The sequence below is a fragment of the Paraburkholderia caribensis genome (assembly GCF_002902945.1).
In the GTDB taxonomy this organism is placed as follows: Bacteria; Pseudomonadota; Gammaproteobacteria; order Burkholderiales; family Burkholderiaceae; genus Paraburkholderia; species Paraburkholderia caribensis.
Window position 1 is genome coordinate 1,034,874 of the sequence record NZ_CP026101.1, and the last position, 15,387, is coordinate 1,050,260.

The 15,387-nt window shown below is 62.7% G+C and carries 16 protein-coding genes; all 16 read left to right on the top strand.

What is annotated here, in order from left to right; translation table 11 throughout:
* Window positions 1-133 precede the first annotated feature (133 nt).
* The 16 genes from acpP (at window position 134) to nagZ (ending at window position 15,383) form a co-directional block, all read left to right on the top strand.
* Window positions 134-373 carry an acyl carrier protein gene (gene acpP, locus C2L66_RS04640; protein ID WP_004197638.1) on the top strand — a complete coding sequence of 80 codons (240 nt, stop codon included), beginning with the start codon at window positions 134-136 and terminating at the stop codon, window positions 371-373.
* A 355-nt stretch (window positions 374-728) separates the two neighbouring features.
* A complete protein-coding gene (fabF, locus tag C2L66_RS04645; RefSeq protein ID WP_035990176.1) occupies window positions 729-1,967 on the top strand; it encodes a beta-ketoacyl-ACP synthase II in 1,239 nt (412 codons plus the stop codon).
* Between the two features lie 58 nt (window positions 1,968-2,025).
* Window positions 2,026-2,457, top strand: a complete 432-nt coding sequence (locus C2L66_RS04650) for a protein YgfX (protein WP_319636726.1) — start codon at window positions 2,026-2,028, stop codon at window positions 2,455-2,457.
* Between the two features lie 130 nt (window positions 2,458-2,587).
* The gene (gene rpoE, locus C2L66_RS04655) at window positions 2,588-3,187 is read left to right on the top strand and encodes an RNA polymerase sigma factor RpoE (RefSeq protein WP_007734577.1); all 600 of its coding nucleotides are present in this window, start codon (window positions 2,588-2,590) and stop codon (window positions 3,185-3,187) included.
* Between the two features lie 98 nt (window positions 3,188-3,285).
* Window positions 3,286-3,921, top strand: coding sequence for a sigma-E factor negative regulatory protein (locus C2L66_RS04660; protein WP_060601708.1), 636 nt, complete (start codon window positions 3,286-3,288; stop codon window positions 3,919-3,921).
* Between the two features lie 4 nt (window positions 3,922-3,925).
* On the top strand, window positions 3,926-4,966 hold the full coding sequence (locus tag C2L66_RS04665) for a MucB/RseB C-terminal domain-containing protein (RefSeq protein WP_060601705.1): 1,041 nt from the start codon (window positions 3,926-3,928) through the stop codon (window positions 4,964-4,966).
* Between the two features lie 19 nt (window positions 4,967-4,985).
* On the top strand, window positions 4,986-6,497 hold the full coding sequence (locus tag C2L66_RS04670; protein WP_060601702.1) for a DegQ family serine endoprotease: 1,512 nt from the start codon (window positions 4,986-4,988) through the stop codon (window positions 6,495-6,497).
* A gap of 68 nt (window positions 6,498-6,565) precedes the next feature.
* Window positions 6,566-6,772 (top strand): glutaredoxin family protein, encoded by a 207-nt coding sequence (locus C2L66_RS04675; RefSeq protein ID WP_231950013.1) that lies wholly within the window; start codon window positions 6,566-6,568, stop codon window positions 6,770-6,772.
* Window positions 6,773-6,957: 185 nt separating this feature from the next.
* Entirely contained in the window at window positions 6,958-8,751 is a 1,794-nt protein-coding gene (gene lepA, locus C2L66_RS04680; protein ID WP_060601699.1) for a translation elongation factor 4, read from the top strand.
* Window positions 8,752-8,770: 19 nt separating this feature from the next.
* Window positions 8,771-9,664, top strand: a complete 894-nt coding sequence (gene lepB, locus C2L66_RS04685) for a signal peptidase I (protein ID WP_060601696.1) — start codon at window positions 8,771-8,773, stop codon at window positions 9,662-9,664.
* Window positions 9,665-9,848: 184 nt separating this feature from the next.
* Window positions 9,849-11,126, top strand: a complete 1,278-nt coding sequence (rnc, locus tag C2L66_RS04690) for a ribonuclease III (RefSeq protein ID WP_060602756.1) — start codon at window positions 9,849-9,851, stop codon at window positions 11,124-11,126.
* A gap of 64 nt (window positions 11,127-11,190) precedes the next feature.
* Window positions 11,191-12,090, top strand: a complete 900-nt coding sequence (gene era, locus C2L66_RS04695; protein ID WP_054934152.1) for a GTPase Era — start codon at window positions 11,191-11,193, stop codon at window positions 12,088-12,090.
* Window positions 12,077-13,078 carry a DNA repair protein RecO gene (recO, locus tag C2L66_RS04700; RefSeq protein WP_082670376.1) on the top strand — a complete coding sequence of 334 codons (1,002 nt, stop codon included), beginning with the start codon at window positions 12,077-12,079 and terminating at the stop codon, window positions 13,076-13,078. The genes era and recO overlap by 14 nt, the downstream gene beginning before the upstream one ends.
* Entirely contained in the window at window positions 13,075-13,839 is a 765-nt protein-coding gene (gene pdxJ / locus C2L66_RS04705) for a pyridoxine 5'-phosphate synthase (RefSeq protein WP_060601693.1), read from the top strand. Before recO ends, pdxJ begins: the two co-directional genes overlap by 4 nt.
* 46 nt (window positions 13,840-13,885) lie before the next feature.
* Window positions 13,886-14,293 carry a holo-ACP synthase gene (gene acpS, locus C2L66_RS04710; RefSeq protein WP_054934154.1) on the top strand — a complete coding sequence of 136 codons (408 nt, stop codon included), beginning with the start codon at window positions 13,886-13,888 and terminating at the stop codon, window positions 14,291-14,293.
* 58 nt (window positions 14,294-14,351) lie between these two features.
* Window positions 14,352-15,383, top strand: coding sequence for a beta-N-acetylhexosaminidase (gene nagZ / locus C2L66_RS04715; protein ID WP_054934155.1), 1,032 nt, complete (start codon window positions 14,352-14,354; stop codon window positions 15,381-15,383).
* The last annotated feature ends 4 nt before the right edge of the window (window positions 15,384-15,387 follow it).

A 15,387-nucleotide genomic window follows, 5' to 3' on the forward strand; every position in this document is an offset into this window, starting at 1 on the left:
ATCCGCGCCTTGAAGCCATTCGAAGTGCGGATTAAACGGCTCTACAGCAACCGTGTGCGTCGCTTTTTTACAGATGCAAACCTGATAAAATGCGCGCACCTGTATTTATGAACTTTTTTCCCTTGGAGGGGTAATGGACAATATCGAACAGCGCGTCAAGAAGATCGTTGCAGAACAACTCGGTGTTGCCGAAGCGGAAATCAAGAACGAAGCATCGTTCGTGAACGACCTCGGCGCTGACTCGCTCGACACGGTCGAGCTGGTGATGGCTCTCGAAGACGAATTCGGCATGGAAATTCCGGATGAAGAAGCCGAGAAGATCACGACGGTTCAGCAAGCGATCGACTACGCTCGCGCTAACGTCAAGGCTTAAGGTCATTCGCGCCTGGCTGGTTGCTTCGGTTGCTGCGAAAAGCGCGGCGTCCGTCGTGCCGGCAGCCTTGTCGCGCCGTCCATCGGTGCAGCGAGGGCAGGCGTCAATGCCAATGCGCATGCGCGCGAGCCTGACGTCGTCGTTCAAGGCGCACTTGTCGATGCAGCAAGGGTCGGCTCTTTCGCCATTGCGCTTACTGGTGCATGTTCTGGCGTCAACGCCAGTGCACCGGTCAGCGTATTCGTCAGCGCCCTGGTCAGCGCGATCGTCAGGTTAAACAGCCACAGGGCTCACAGGGCACTTTCCTGTGCGCTGCTGTGGCTTTTGTTTTGTCATCTATGGAAAAGGGGTTACCGTGAGCCGTCGTCGTGTTGTTGTTACAGGCCTGGGGCTTATTTCGCCTGTTGGCAATAATGTTGCCGACGGCTGGGCCAATCTGGTCGCCGGCAAGTCCGGCATCGCCAACGTCACGAAGTTCGACGCGTCGAACTTCTCCACGCGTTTTGCCGGCGAGGTGAAGGGCTTCAATATCGAAGACTACATCCCCGCCAAGGAAGCCCGCCACATGGATACGTTCATCCATTACGGCGTGGCTGCGGGTTTCCAGGCAATGCAGGACAGCGGCCTCGAAATCACCGAAGCGAACGCGGAGCGGGTCGGCGTGGTGGTCGGCTCGGGCATCGGCGGCCTGCCGATGATCGAAGTCACGCAAACGGAACTGCTGAACCGCGGCCCGCGCCGCATTTCGCCGTTCTTCGTGCCTGCGTCGATCATCAACATGATCTCCGGCCATCTGTCGATCAAATTCGGCCTCAAGGGCCCGAACCTGTCGATGGTGACGGCGTGCACGACCGGCCTGCATTGCATCGGCGAGGCCTCGCGCCTGATCGAGTACGGCGACGCGGACGTGATGATCGCGGGCGGCGCGGAATCGACCGTTTCGCCGCTGGGCATCGGCGGCTTTGCGGCGGCGCGCGCGCTTTCGCAACGCAACGATGATCCGGCGACGGCGAGCCGTCCGTGGGACAAGGACCGCGACGGTTTCGTGCTCGGCGAGGGCGCGGGCGTGATGGTGCTCGAGGAGTACGAACACGCCAAGGCGCGCGGCGCGAAGATCTACGCGGAAGTCAGCGGCTACGGCATGAGCGGCGACGCGTATCACATGACGGCTCCGCTGGAAGACGGCGACGGCGCACGCCGCTGCATGCTCGCGGCGATGAAGAACGCGGGCGTTAACCCTGACTCGGTGCACTACCTGAACGCGCACGGCACGTCGACGCCGCTTGGCGACCTGGCTGAAACCACGGGCATCAAGCGCGCATTCGGCGATCACTCGAAGAAGATCGTCGTCAACTCGACAAAGTCGATGACGGGTCACCTGCTGGGCGGCGCGGGCGGTCTGGAGTCTGTGTTTACGGTGCTGGCCGTGCATCACCAGGTGTCGCCGCCGACCATCAACATCTTCAACCAGGACCCGGAATGCGATCTCGACTACTGCGCGAACACCGCGCGGGAGATGAAGATCGACGTCGCGCTGAAGAACTCGTTCGGGTTCGGCGGCACGAACGGCACGCTGGTTTTCAAGCGCTTCTAAGCATTTGACGGCCATAGCGTCGCGGCCGGCCACGTCGGCGCATGCTTCCGATCCCGCAGTGAACGGCGGACCCTCGCGGCGCATAGCGTTGCGGCGGTCCGCCGCGTTGTATCTGGCGACCACGCTTTTTATCGCCGTTGCCGTATCCGCTGTTTGCATGACGGTCGCCCCCCGTATCGGCGTCGGCAGTTCGGTACTGGCTGCATCGGCCGTGCTCGCGATTCTGGCGGCGGCAGCGGCCCGTCACGCACGCAATCAGCCGGCTGCCATTAAAATCGGGCCGGAAGGACTGTCTGTCTGGAACCGGGCGGGAATATTACGCGCTCAGGGCCGTATCATCGGATGCAGCCAGTGGAGCGACAGCTTGCTGATGCTGTGCCTGGAAGACGACGGCGGCAAGTTGCATCGGCTTCTGATCCCGGCCGACACGGCCGAACGCGGCGCTTTTCGCGAACTCGCCGTGCTGGCCCGGCATAGCGCGCGCGTCTGAGCGGCCTCGCGGCGCGGCCAGACGCCTTGACGTAAAGACTGTAACGGCTGTTACGGCCGTAACGTGCCACAGTGAGGGGGACGCTACAATGGTGCCCCGCTACACGCGCAAAAGTTAACGGATTTATCAGGTGAGCGAAAAAGAAATAGATCAGGTGCTGGTTGAGCGCGTCCAGAATGGCGACAAGGCCGCGTTCGAGCTGCTGGTCGCCAAGTATCATCGCAAGATCATCCGCCTGATCTCGCGCCTCGTGCGGGATCCCGCCGAGGTCGAGGATGTGGCCCAGGATGCCTTCATCAAGGCATACCGGGCGCTGCCCCAATTCCGCGGCGAGTCCGCGTTCTATACGTGGTTGTACCGGATTGCCGTCAACACGGCCAAGAATTACCTTGCGACCCAGGGCCGGCGAGCGCCCACTTCGACGGAAGCAGATGCAGAAGAAGCTGAAACTTTCTCGGATGCCGACCAACTAAGGGATATCAACACGCCCGAGTCGATGTTGATGAGCAAGCAGATCGCTGAGACGGTCAATGCTGCGATGGCGGTTTTACCGGAAGAGCTGCGCACCGCCATAACTCTTCGTGAAATTGAAGGTCTGAGCTACGAGGAAATCGCTGAAATGATGGGTTGCCCGATCGGCACCGTCAGATCAAGAATTTTCCGCGCTCGCGAGGCCATTGCGGCAAAATTGCGTCCGCTGCTTGACACGCCCGAAGGCAAGCGCTGGTAGCCGCTGTTCATACAGCAGCCAGGCGGGCCTCGCGGACGGCGGCGCAGTCTCTGGGTTAAGTGGTGTCACTACGGGTGTCTGTAAAGATGGGGAGCATCATGGGGTCGGTTTCGATGCCAATGCAATCGAATGCGCAAGCGAACTCGCAAGGCGAGCGTCTGTCTGCTTTTGTCGACGGCGAACTGCTCGACGGCGAGCATCCAAACACAATTCTGGCCGCGCTGGGTCGTGAAGATCGTGCGACATGGTCGTGCTATCACCTGATCGGCGACGCATTGCGTTCCGACGACCTGGCCGTCAGTCCGGCAACGAGCAGCGCGTTTTTGAACGGTTTTGCGGCCCGCTTCGAAAGCGAGGCGCATGTGCTGGCGCCGGTTTCGGTGCCGGCCACGCGCCGTCTGCTGGCGCTGCGGCGCCGGGTCGTTCCGGCGTTCGCAGTGGCTGCTGCCGCGGCGACGCTGACGTGGATCGTGATGCCGCAGCTCTCGGGCGTCGGCACGGGCGTAACGCAGGTCGCATCGGTCGCGCCGCACGCAGACTCGGTGCAGCGCGTGGCGATGGCTTCGATGCCTGCCGCGACCACGGCTGAAGCCAATGTATCGGACGGCAACATCATCCGTGATGCGAGCCTCGACCAATATCTGGAAGCGCATCAACAGTTCGGCCTTCAGCCCGTCGTATCGGGTTCGATGCCGTTGCTCCGCGCGGCTTCTCTGACCACGCAGGGCCACTAGTCTGATGCAGAGTCTGCGGTTGAAAAAAACGACTATTTGGGGACGGCTGCCGGCATTTCTGTTCTGTGCAGCCGTGATGTTGTCCGCCACGTCGCGCACCTACGCGCAAACCGACGACTCTGCCACCCGGCACAGCGCGGCGGAACTGTTGAACCGTGTTCATCAGGCTGCGCAGCAGCAGAACTACGAAGGCACGTTCCTCTATCAGCGCGGCAACTTCGTGCAGTCGTCGCGCATTGCCCACTATGCGACGCGTAACGACGGCGAGTTCGAATCGCTCGAAAGCCTCGACGGCAAGCCTCGCAAGATATTGCGCCATAACGACGAGCTATATACGTTCGTGCCCGAGCGGCATCTGTGCGTCGTCGAAAAACGGCAGAACAAGGACTCGTTCCCGGCGCTGATGTCGGCGAACGGCGAGCAGGTCCTGAACGTCTACGAGCCGAAGATGCTGGGCACGGACCGCGTGGCGGGCATCGAAAGCCAGGTCATCGAACTCGATCCGAAGGACGCGAACCGCTTCGCGTACAAGCTGTGGGCCGATACCAAAACGGGGCTGCTGTTACGCGCGCAGACGCTCGACCCGAGCGGTGAGGTGCTCGAGCAGATGTCGTTTTCGCAGATTCGCATCGGCGTGCCCGTGGACAAGGCGTCGATAGCCAGCGGGATCAAGAACACATCGGGATGGACGGTGGTGCGCCCGCCCGTCGAGCCCGTCGATATGGAAGCGCAGGGCTGGCAGATCGCGTCGCCTGTCGCGGGTTTCCGCAAGATTCGCGAGCTGCGCCGGCCGATGGCGGCGCACGATCCGGCCAATCCGCCCATTCCCGTCGACCAGATGGTGTTCTCCGACGGTCTCGCCGCGATCTCGATTTTCGTCGAGCCCGTCGAGAAGAGCACCCGCAAGGAAGGCGCGGGAAGCAGCGGCGCAACGCACGTGCTGGTCAAGCGGCGCGGCGATTTCTGGATCACCTTGCTCGGGGAAGTGCCTCAGACCACGTTGCAGCAATTTGCGGCTGCCATAGAATACAAGCCTTCCAGGTAATCCTTCGGTCCCCTACGACATGACGATTCTTTCGGTGCGCAAATTCTTCGCGGCCGCAGCGCTGATGGCTTGCCTGCCCTTCGTGCCGCATGCGGCGTCGGCGGCGCCAGCTGCCAATCTGCCTGATTTCACCGATCTGGTCGACAAGGTCGGGCCGGCCGTCGTCAACATCCGCACCACGGCGCGCGTCTCCAATAGCACGCGCGGTTTGCCGCCCGGCATGGACGACGGCGATATGTCGGAGTTTTTCCGGCGTTTCTTCGGCATTCCGATGCCTAACTCCCCGCAATCGCCGGGAACGCCGAATTCACCGAATTCGCCACGCGGGGGCAACAACGACCAGGACCAGTCGCCGGATAGCGGCGGCAGCGATTCCGAACAGAACAGCGGCGTCGGCTCGGGCTTCATCCTCTCGGCGGATGGCTACGTGATGACCAACGCGCACGTGATCGACGACGCGGACACGATTTACGTCACGCTCACCGACAAGCGCGAGTTCAAGGCCAAACTCATTGGCGTGGACGACCGCACCGATGTGGCCGTCGTGAAGATCAACGCAACGAATCTGCCCACGGTGCCGATCGGCGACTCGAACAAGGTGCGCGTCGGCGAATGGGTCGTCGCGATCGGTTCGCCGTTCGGTCTCGAGAACACGGTGACGGCGGGTATCGTCAGCGCGAAGGGGCGCGATACAGGCGACTATCTGCCGTTCATCCAGACCGACGTCGCCGTGAATCCCGGCAACTCGGGCGGCCCGCTGATCAACATGCAGGGCGAGGTAATCGGCATCAACTCGCAGATCTATAGCCGCACGGGCGGCTTCATGGGCATCTCGTTCGCGATTCCTATCGACGAAGCGATGCGCGTGGCCGACCAGCTGAAAACGGCGGGCAAGGTTACACGCGGCCGGATTGCCGTTGCGATCGGCGAAGTAACCAAGGACGTGGCCGATTCGCTCGGCCTGCCGAAAGCGCAGGGTGCGCTCGTCAGCAGCGTCGAGCCGGGCGGTCCCGCCGACAAGGCTGGCGTGCAGCCGGGCGACATCATCCTGAAGTTCAATGGCCACAATGTGGATACGGCGACGGACCTGCCGCGCATGGTCGGCGACACGAAGCCGGGCACGAAGGCGACGATTACGCTGTGGCGCAAGGGCCAGACGCGCGAACTGCCTGTGACCGTGGCCGAAATGCAGCCTGACAAGACGGCGAAGGTCGACCCGAAGAAGGCGCCGACGCCGAAGCCGCGCGCATCGAACGCGCTGGGCGTGGCCGTCAGCGACATTCCGGCCGACCAGATGAAGACGCTCAAGTTGCGCAACGGCGTGCAGGTCGACGCCGTCGACGGTCCGGCCGCGCGTGTCGGCCTGCAGCGCGGCGACATCATTCTGCGTGTCGGCGACACGGATATCACGAGCGCGAAGCAGTTCGACGAAATGACGTCGCATCTCGACCCGTCGAAGATGGTCGCGTTGCTGGTCCGTCGTGGCGAGAACACGCAATTCGTGCCCGTTCGTCCGCGCGCGCAGAAGTAGGCGACGTGGCCGGCGCGGTGGCATCGCTCACGCTCTACGGACGCGCATGGTGCCACCTCTGTGACGACATGCGCACCGCGCTCGCGCCTTTGCTGGCCGAGTTCGGCGCGCGGCTCGAAGTGATCGACATCGATGCCGATCCTTCGCTTGAAGCGCGTTACAACGATTGGGTTCCCGTGCTGGTTCACGAGGGCGTCGAGCTGTGTCATTACCATCTCGACGAAGCGCGGGTTCGTGCGGCGCTGGCGGGGCATGACGCCACGCCGCCGCGTTGAACGCAGCCGTGCGCTTTCGAACCCGCAGGGCGAAAGCGGGCACCCAGATAGCACGAATAACGCCCGCTGCCGGTAAGTCCCGCCCGCCGACCCCCTTTTCGGCTAAAATAGAAAGGTTTTTCACTTACTTACAAGGCGTGCTCCGCTATCGTCAGAGCGCGCCTTTTTCGCTTGATCGGCACTGAATGGATCATATTCGTAACTTCTCGATCATTGCGCACATCGACCATGGCAAGTCGACGCTCGCCGATCGCATCATCCAGCTTTGCGGCGGTCTGTCGGACCGTGAGATGGAAGCGCAGGTCCTCGACTCGATGGACCTCGAACGCGAGCGTGGCATCACCATCAAGGCACAAACCGCCGCGCTGTCGTACCGCGCGCGCGACGGCAAGCTGTACAACCTGAACATGATCGACACCCCCGGGCACGTCGACTTCTCGTACGAGGTCAGCCGCTCGCTGTCCGCGTGTGAAGGCGCGCTGCTGGTCGTCGACGCGAGTCAGGGCGTCGAGGCTCAAACGGTCGCGAACTGCTACACGGCCATCGAACTGGGCGTGGAAGTCGTGCCCGTGCTCAACAAGATCGACCTGCCGGCCGCCAACCCCGAAAACGCGATCACCGAGATCGAAGACGTGATCGGCATCGACGCCACCGACGCCACGCATTGCAGCGCGAAGACGGGCTTGGGCGTCCAGGATGTCCTCGAAGCGCTGATCGCGAAAGTGCCGCCGCCGAAGGGCAGCGCGGACGCGCCGCTGCAGGCGCTGATCATCGACTCGTGGTTCGACAACTACGTCGGCGTCGTGATGCTGGTGCGCATCGTCAACGGCACGCTGCGTCCGAAAGACAAGATCCGCATGATGGCGACGGGCGCAGAATATCCCGTCGAGCACGTCGGCGTGTTCACGCCTAAGTCGAAAAATCTGGAAGAGCTGTCGGCGGGGCAGGTGGGTTTCATCATCGCCGGCATCAAGGAACTGACGGCGGCGAAGGTGGGCGATACCGTCACCATCGTCAAGCGTCCGGCGGCCGAACCGCTGCCCGGCTTCAAGGAAGTGAAGCCGCAGGTGTTCGCCGGTCTCTACCCCGTTGAAGCCAACCAGTACGACGCACTGCGCGAATCGCTGGAAAAGCTCAAGCTCAACGACGCATCGCTGATGTACGAGCCGGAAGTGTCTCAGGCGCTCGGCTTCGGTTTCCGTTGCGGCTTCCTCGGTCTGTTGCACATGGAGATCGTCCAGGAACGGCTCGAGCGCGAGTTCGACATGGACCTGATCACAACCGCGCCGACCGTCGTCTATGAAGTCGTGCAGCGCGACGGTACGATCCTGACGGTCGAGAATCCCGCGAAGATGCCGGACCCGTCGAAGATCGAAGAAGTGCGCGAGCCGATCGTCACCGTGAACCTGTACATGCCGCAAGACTATGTCGGCTCGGTGATCACGCTGTGCACGCAAAAGCGCGGTTCGCAGATCAACATGCAGTACCACGGCCGCCAGGTGCAGCTGACGTACGAAATCCCGATGGGCGAAATCGTGCTCGACTTCTTCGACCGGCTGAAGTCGGTGTCGCGCGGCTACGCGTCGATGGACTACGAGTTCAAGGAGTATCGCGCGTCGGACGTCGTGAAGGTCGACATGCTGATCAACGGCGACAAGGTCGACGCGTTGTCGGTGATCGTTCACCGTTCGCAGAGCCAGTATCGCGGCCGCGAAGTCGCTGCGAAGATGCGTGAAATCATTCCGCGTCAGATGTATGACGTCGCCATTCAGGCGACCATCGGTGCGCACATCATTGCGCGCGAGAACATCAAAGCACTTCGTAAGAACGTTCTGGCAAAGTGCTACGGCGGCGATATTACGCGTAAGAAGAAGCTGTTGGAAAAGCAGAAGGAAGGTAAGAAGCGGATGAAGCAGGTGGGCTCCGTCGAAATTCCGCAAGAAGCTTTCCTCGCAATTCTGCGCGTCGAAGACAAATAAGACTAAGAACTGGAACCCTATGAATTTTGCGCTGATTCTTTTTGTGCTCGTGATCATTACGGGCGTGGCATGGGTCGCGGACAAACTGGTTTTTCTGCCAAAACGGCGCCGGGCGGCGGAAGCGGCCGTCGCCGAGTTCGACAATCAGCAGGCGCGCATAGGCGAACGCTTCGCCGATGAGAACGCGCCCGCCACGCGCGCGCGTCTGCGTGACGAAAAGCTGCGCCAGCCGTGGTGGCTCGAATACACGGCGAGTTTTTTCCCGGTGATTCTCGTCGTATTCGTCGTGCGTTCGTTCGTCGTCGAGCCGTTCAAGATTCCGTCGGGTTCGATGGTGCCGACGCTGCTCGTGGGCGACTTCATCCTCGTCAACAAGTTCGACTACGGCATCCGCCTGCCCATCACGAATACGAAAGTCACGGAAGGCCGTCCGCTGCAACGTGGCGATGTCGTGGTGTTCCGCTACCCGAAGGACGAATCGGTCGACTACATCAAGCGCGTGATCGGCCTGCCTGGCGACGTCGTCTCGTACGAAGACAAGCAACTCACGATCAACGGCAAGCCTGTGCCCGAAACGCCGCTGCCCGATTACTTCGATGAAGAGCGCATCGGCTATGCGAAGCAATTCGAAGAAGACCTGGATGGGCGCAAGAACCGCATTCTCAATAACCCGGCCGTGCCGCCATTCATCGTCGGCGCGGAAGACTTCCCTTATCGCGATAACTGCAAGTACGACGCGCGCGGTGTCACGTGCAAGGTGCCGCCGGGCAACTACTTCATGATGGGCGACAACCGCGACAACAGCGCCGACAGCCGTTACTGGGGCTTCGCGCCGGACAAGAACATCGTCGGTCGGGCGTTCTTCATCTGGATGAACTTCAGCAATTTGAAGCGCATCGGCGGCTTCCATTGATCGCCACTCGCGCATCGCACGACGATGCGCACTGAACCCGCGCAACATGTCGCGCATCGCGCGCGACGTGTTATCACGCTACTTTAACAACGCGCGGTAACGTCGCTACAACACGCTTTTTCGGCGCCGGGGCTGCGAGGCTGACACTCTCCGCCCCGTGATGCGCCCGCGTTATACTCTGCACATGCCCCTATCTCCGTTGGAAAGCCGTTTGCGCTACGAATTTCGCAATGCGGAATTGTTGCGTCAGGCTTTAACTCACCGCAGTCACAGTGCCACGCATAACGAGCGGCTGGAATTTCTCGGCGACTCCGTTCTGAACTGCGCGGTGGCTGCGCTTTTGTTCCAACGTTTCGGGAAACTGGACGAGGGTGATCTGTCCCGCGTTCGCGCCAATCTGGTCAAGCAACAGTCGTTGTACGAGATTGCTCAGGCCCTGAATATTTCCGAAAGCCTGCGGCTCGGCGAAGGCGAATTGCGCAGCGGCGGTTTCCGCCGCCCATCCATTCTCGCGGACACCCTGGAAGCCATTCTGGGCGCGATCTTTCTCGATAGCGGGTTCGAGGCGGCGCAGACGGTCATCAAGCGCCTGTACGTGCCGATTCTCGATCACATCGACCCGCGCACGCTCGGCAAGGATGCCAAGACCTTGCTGCAAGAGTATTTGCAAGGTCACAAGATTCCGCTGCCAACTTACACCGTCGTCGCTACCCATGGTGCGGCGCACAATCAGCAGTTCGAAGTCGAGTGTACGGTGCCCAAGCTGGACGTGAAGGTCTCCGGTTCAGGCGCGAGCCGCCGTGCTGCCGAGCAGGCCGCGGCGAAAAAAGCGCTCGACGAGGTGATGGCGGCGGCGCCCGCCATGGTGGCCAAGCCGAAGCGCTCGAAGAGTTCGCGTGCGGCCAAGCACGCCGAGACGGAAATCGTGCCGGGCGTGACGGGCGTTCAGGCGGCGCTCGATCTGCGTGCGCCCGATACGCGCAGGTCCGATCGGGCATCGCGGGCCGAGGCGAAGCCGGTGACGCCCGAAGTACCGTCGGCCGGACAGGCGGCGGCTGCGGCGCCGCTCGCGGTCATACGCGCGGCGCATGTCGAGTACAGCCAGGAATCCGAGCGTGGCGAAAAGGGTGAGCGCGCCGCGCGTTCGGCAGACAAGCCCGAAGCGGTGCTGAAACTCGCCGAGCGTCCAGCAGAGCGCCAAAGCCAGGACAAGTTCGATCCACCGGCGCGTGCCGCGGAAAAACCACCTGAGAAGCCTGTCGAAAAATCGGCTGACAAGGCGTCGGACAAACCCGCCTACAAGCCCGCGGAAAAGCCTGCCGACAAGCCCGACACCAACACGCGCGGCGCGGACAAAGCCGCATCGCGCGCCCGCGAGGCCGCGCCCGGCGCGAGCGCGGGCGATCTCGAACCCGGTGTCGCCGGCGCGGTGCACACCCGCGTGGCCGATACCGGTCATTGAACGCTATACGACGTGGACGCACTCGATCTGACGCGCGTCCACACGAACCTGCCGTAGTACGAATATGAACGCTCCCACTCCCACTGGTTTTCGCTGCGGCATGGTCGCAATCGTCGGCCGCCCGAACGTCGGCAAGTCGACGCTGATGAATGCGCTGGTCGGCCAGAAGGTCAGCATTACGTCGCGCAAGGCGCAGACGACCCGCCATCGCATCACGGGCATCAACACGATCGACGACGCGCAGTACGTGTTCGTCGACACGCCCGGCTTCCAGACGCGTCACAGCAGCGCGCTGAACCGCTCGCTGAATCGCGCGGTGACGTCGACGCTGTCGTCCGTCGACGCCGTGTTGTTCGTGATCGAAGCAGGCCGCTTCGGTCCCGACGACCAGAAAGTGCTGGACCTGATCCCGAAATCCGCGCCGACGCTGCTCATCGCGAACAAGCTCGACCGCGTGAGCGACAAGGATTCGCTGTTCCCGTTCATGCAGCAAATGAGCGCGCTGCGCGAGTTCAGGGAAATCGTGCCGCTGTCAGCCAAGAACCCCGACGACATCAAGCGCCTGCTGGCGACGGTCAAGCCCTATCTGCCCGAAGGCCAGCCCATCTACGGCGAAGACGATCTGACCGATCGCAGCGAACGCTTCCTCGCGGCGGAAATCCTGCGCGAGAAAGTGTTCCGCTGGACGGGCGACGAACTGCCGTACACGAGCACGGTGCTGATCGACAAGTTCGAGACGGAAGGGCGTCTGCGCCGCATTTTCGCGACGATCCTGGTCGAGCGCGATATGCACAAGGCGATGATCATTGGCCAGAAGGGTGCGAAGCTGAAGCAGATCAGCACGGAGGCGCGCCTCGACATGGAGAAGCTGTTCGACGGCCCCGTGTATCTCGAGACGTTCATCAAGGTGAAGAGTGGCTGGGCGGACAATGAAGCCGGACTCCGCGCCTATGGTTACGAATGACGGCGCACTGGACACCCAATCTGACGCGTGGATGACGCCGCCGAACGACACTCACCCCGACGCCGATCCCGAAGACGCCTCCGCTCACGACGAGCAGCCGGCCTCGTTCGCGCCGCCGCCACGCGCAAAGCCGGCGCGCCCCGCACGTTCGACGAAGCGCAGCGCGCCGCGCCAGGACGGCGATGACTTCGGTGAAGGCGGCGATCACGCCGAAGCCGCGCTGCGCAAGACCTCCGCGCGTCGTTCGTCGCGTGTGCCGCGTGCGCCCGCTTCCGACTTCCGTATCTCCGAGCAGCCCGCGTTCGTGCTGCATAGCTATCCGTATCGCGAGACGAGCCTGATTGTCGACGTGTTGTCGCGCGATCACGGCCGTGTCGCGCTCGTCGCGAAGGGCGCGAAGCGTCCTCATTCCGCGTTGCGCGGCGTGTTGCAGACCTTCCAGCCGTTGTCGCTCGCATGGTCCGGCAAGTCGGAAATGCGCACGTTGACGGGCGCTGAGTGGATCGGCGGCATGTTGCCGCTCGCCGGCGACGCGCTGTTGTGCGGCTTCTACGTGAACGAATTGCTCGTCAAGTTTCTCGCGCGCGAAGATCCGCATCCGCAACTCTTTCATCATTACGTCGTCACGCTGACGCGTCTCGCGCACGATGAGCCGCCCGTGCAGGTGCTGCGTTCGTTCGAGCGCGTGCTGCTGCGCGAAACCGGCTACGCGATGTCGCTCAACCGCACGGTGGCGCGCAAGGCCGTGGTGCCTGAAGGCCGCTATGTGTTCGATCCCGAGCGCGGCGTACGCGAAGCATCCACCGAGTATCCTTCGAACTGGCCCGTGATCAGCGGGCAGACCTTGCTCGACATGGAGCAGGACGATTACCATCGAGCGCAGACCGTCGCGCAAAGCAAGACGCTGATGCGCTTTTTGCTCAACACCTATCTCGGCGGCGCGCCGCTCGCGACCCGCCAGATCCTGATCGACCTGCAGAATCTATGAGTTTCTTTCTGACTTCTCCGACTGTGATCGACCTCGGCGTGAACATCGATCACGTCGCCACGCTGCGCAACGTGCGCGGCACGTCCTATCCCGACCCGATCCGCGCCGCGTTGCAGGCTGAAGAAGCGGGGGCCGATGCGATCACGCTGCATCTGCGCGAAGACCGCCGTCATATCGTCGATGCCGACGTGCGCGCGCTACGCTCGCAACTGAAGACGCGCATGAACCTCGAATGCGCCGTGACGCAAGAGATGCTCGACATCGCATGCGAGGTGCAGCCGCACGACGTGTGTCTCGTGCCGGAAAAGCGTCAGGAACTGACGACGGAAGGCGGCCTCGACGTGGTCGGCCATTTCGAGTCGGTGCGTGCCGCATGCAGGCAGTTGGCTGACGCGGGCTCGCGCGTATCGCTCTTCATCGATGCCGACGAAGCGCAGATTCGCGCCGCGCACGAAGCGGGCGCGCCCGTGATCGAACTGCACACGGGCGCTTACGCGGAAGTGCACGACGCGAGCGAACAGCAGCGCGAGTACGAGCGCATCGTGCGCGGCGTCGAGTTCGGCGCGTCGCTGGGGCTGAAGGTCAACGCGGGTCATGGCCTGCATTACACGAACGTCCAGCAGATCGCGGCGATCGAAAGCATCGTCGAACTGAACATCGGCCACGCAATCGTCGCGCATGCGATCTTCGCGGGCTGGGACAATGCCGTGCGCGAGATGAAGGCGATCATGGTCGCCGCGCGTCTCGCGGCTCGTGCCTGACTCAGCAGGTCAAGCAACATACATAACGGATAGCGACGGTACACGTATGGCGATCTACGGCATTGGCACCGACGTCGTTCAGGTAAGCCGCGTTGCGGCGGTAATGGAGCGCACCAACGGCCGCTTCGCCGAGAAAGTGCTCGGTCCTGAGGAACTGCGCATCTATCACGCCCGCAATGCACGCTCGCAAGTGCGCGGCCTCGCGTTTCTCGCGACGCGCTTCTCCGTCAAGGAAGCGTTCTCGAAAGCGATCGGACTCGGCATGCGCTGGCCGATGACATGGCGCGCGTTGCAGACGCTGAACGAACCGAGCGGTCGTCCGATGTGCGTCGCATCGGGTGAACTCGCCGACTGGCTCGCCGAGCGCGGGATCACGTCCCAGGTGACGTTGTCCGACGAGCGCGATTACGCGGTGTCGTTCGTGATTGCCGAGACGGCTGATCCTTCCGTCTGATTTCTTTCGACGCGGCGCGAACACTGCACCGCGTTCTTCCTTTTCCTTCACGAACCCGATGAAACTGACTCCTGGCCCGGTGATGCTCGACGTCGTCGGCAAGACCTTGAATGCCGACGACGAGCGCCGCCTCGCGCATCCGATGACGGGCGGCGTGATCCTGTTCGCGCGCCACTTCGAAAGCCGTGCGCAACTCGTCGCGCTGACAGACGCGATCCGCAACATACGCGACGATCTGCTGATCGCCGTCGATCACGAAGGCGGCCGCGTGCAGCGTTTTCGCACCGACGGCTTCACGGTGCTGCCCGCCATGGGGAAGCTCGGCGCGCTGTGGGACGACGACGTGCTGCGCGCGACCAAGGTGACGACGGCCGTCGGCTATGTGCTGGCGTCCGAGCTGCGCGCGTGCGGTATCGACATGAGCTTCACGCCCGTGCTCGATCTGAACTACGGCCACTCGCAGGTGATCGGCGACCGCGCGTTCCATCGCGATCCGCGCGTCGTGACGATGCTCGCGAAGAGCCTCAATCACGGCCTCGCGCTGGCGGGCATGGCGAACTGCGGCAAGCATTTTCCGGGGCACGGGTTTGCTTCGGCGGATTCGCACGTCACCGTGCCCGTCGACGAACGGACGCTCGACGAGATTCTCGGTGAAGACGTCACGCCATATGACTGGCTCGGCCTGTCACTCGCGTCGGTGCTGCCGGGGCATGTGATCTATCCGAAGGTCGACAGCAAACCGGCGGGTTTTTCGCGCGTGTGGATTCAGGACATCCTGCGCACCCGGCTCGGGTTCGAGGGCGCGATTTTCAGCGACGATCTGTCGATGGAAGCCGCACGCCAGGGCGGCACGCTGACGCAAGCCGCGACCGCCGCGCTCGAAGCAGGCGTCGATATGGTGCTGATCTGCAATCAGCCCGACGAGGCGGGCAAGGTGCTCGACGCGCTGAGCTTCATGCCGTCGGAGGAATCGAGGCAGCGTCTGGAACGGATGCGGCCGCGCGGCGACGCGCTGTCGTGGACGGCGCTGCTGGACGAGCCGCAGTATCGGCAGGCACAGGCGTTGTTGCGCGAGGCGTTCGCGCGCTGATTCG

Coding starts and splice junctions, on each gene's coding strand:
- acpP (WP_004197638.1), top strand. CDS start 134: ATGGACAATATCGAACAGCGCGTCAAGAAGATCGTTGCAGAACAACTC.
- C2L66_RS04660 (WP_060601708.1), top strand. CDS start 3,286: ATGGGGTCGGTTTCGATGCCAATGCAATCGAATGCGCAAGCGAACTCG.
- C2L66_RS04665 (WP_060601705.1), top strand. CDS start 3,926: ATGCAGAGTCTGCGGTTGAAAAAAACGACTATTTGGGGACGGCTGCCG.
- C2L66_RS04670 (WP_060601702.1), top strand. CDS start 4,986: ATGACGATTCTTTCGGTGCGCAAATTCTTCGCGGCCGCAGCGCTGATG.
- C2L66_RS04675 (WP_231950013.1), top strand. CDS start 6,566: ATGCGCACCGCGCTCGCGCCTTTGCTGGCCGAGTTCGGCGCGCGGCTC.
- lepA (WP_060601699.1), top strand. CDS start 6,958: ATGGATCATATTCGTAACTTCTCGATCATTGCGCACATCGACCATGGC.
- lepB (WP_060601696.1), top strand. CDS start 8,771: ATGAATTTTGCGCTGATTCTTTTTGTGCTCGTGATCATTACGGGCGTG.
- rnc (WP_060602756.1), top strand. CDS start 9,849: ATGCCCCTATCTCCGTTGGAAAGCCGTTTGCGCTACGAATTTCGCAAT.
- era (WP_054934152.1), top strand. CDS start 11,191: ATGAACGCTCCCACTCCCACTGGTTTTCGCTGCGGCATGGTCGCAATC.
- recO (WP_082670376.1), top strand. CDS start 12,077: ATGGTTACGAATGACGGCGCACTGGACACCCAATCTGACGCGTGGATG.
- pdxJ (WP_060601693.1), top strand. CDS start 13,075: ATGAGTTTCTTTCTGACTTCTCCGACTGTGATCGACCTCGGCGTGAAC.
- acpS (WP_054934154.1), top strand. CDS start 13,886: ATGGCGATCTACGGCATTGGCACCGACGTCGTTCAGGTAAGCCGCGTT.
- nagZ (WP_054934155.1), top strand. CDS start 14,352: ATGAAACTGACTCCTGGCCCGGTGATGCTCGACGTCGTCGGCAAGACC.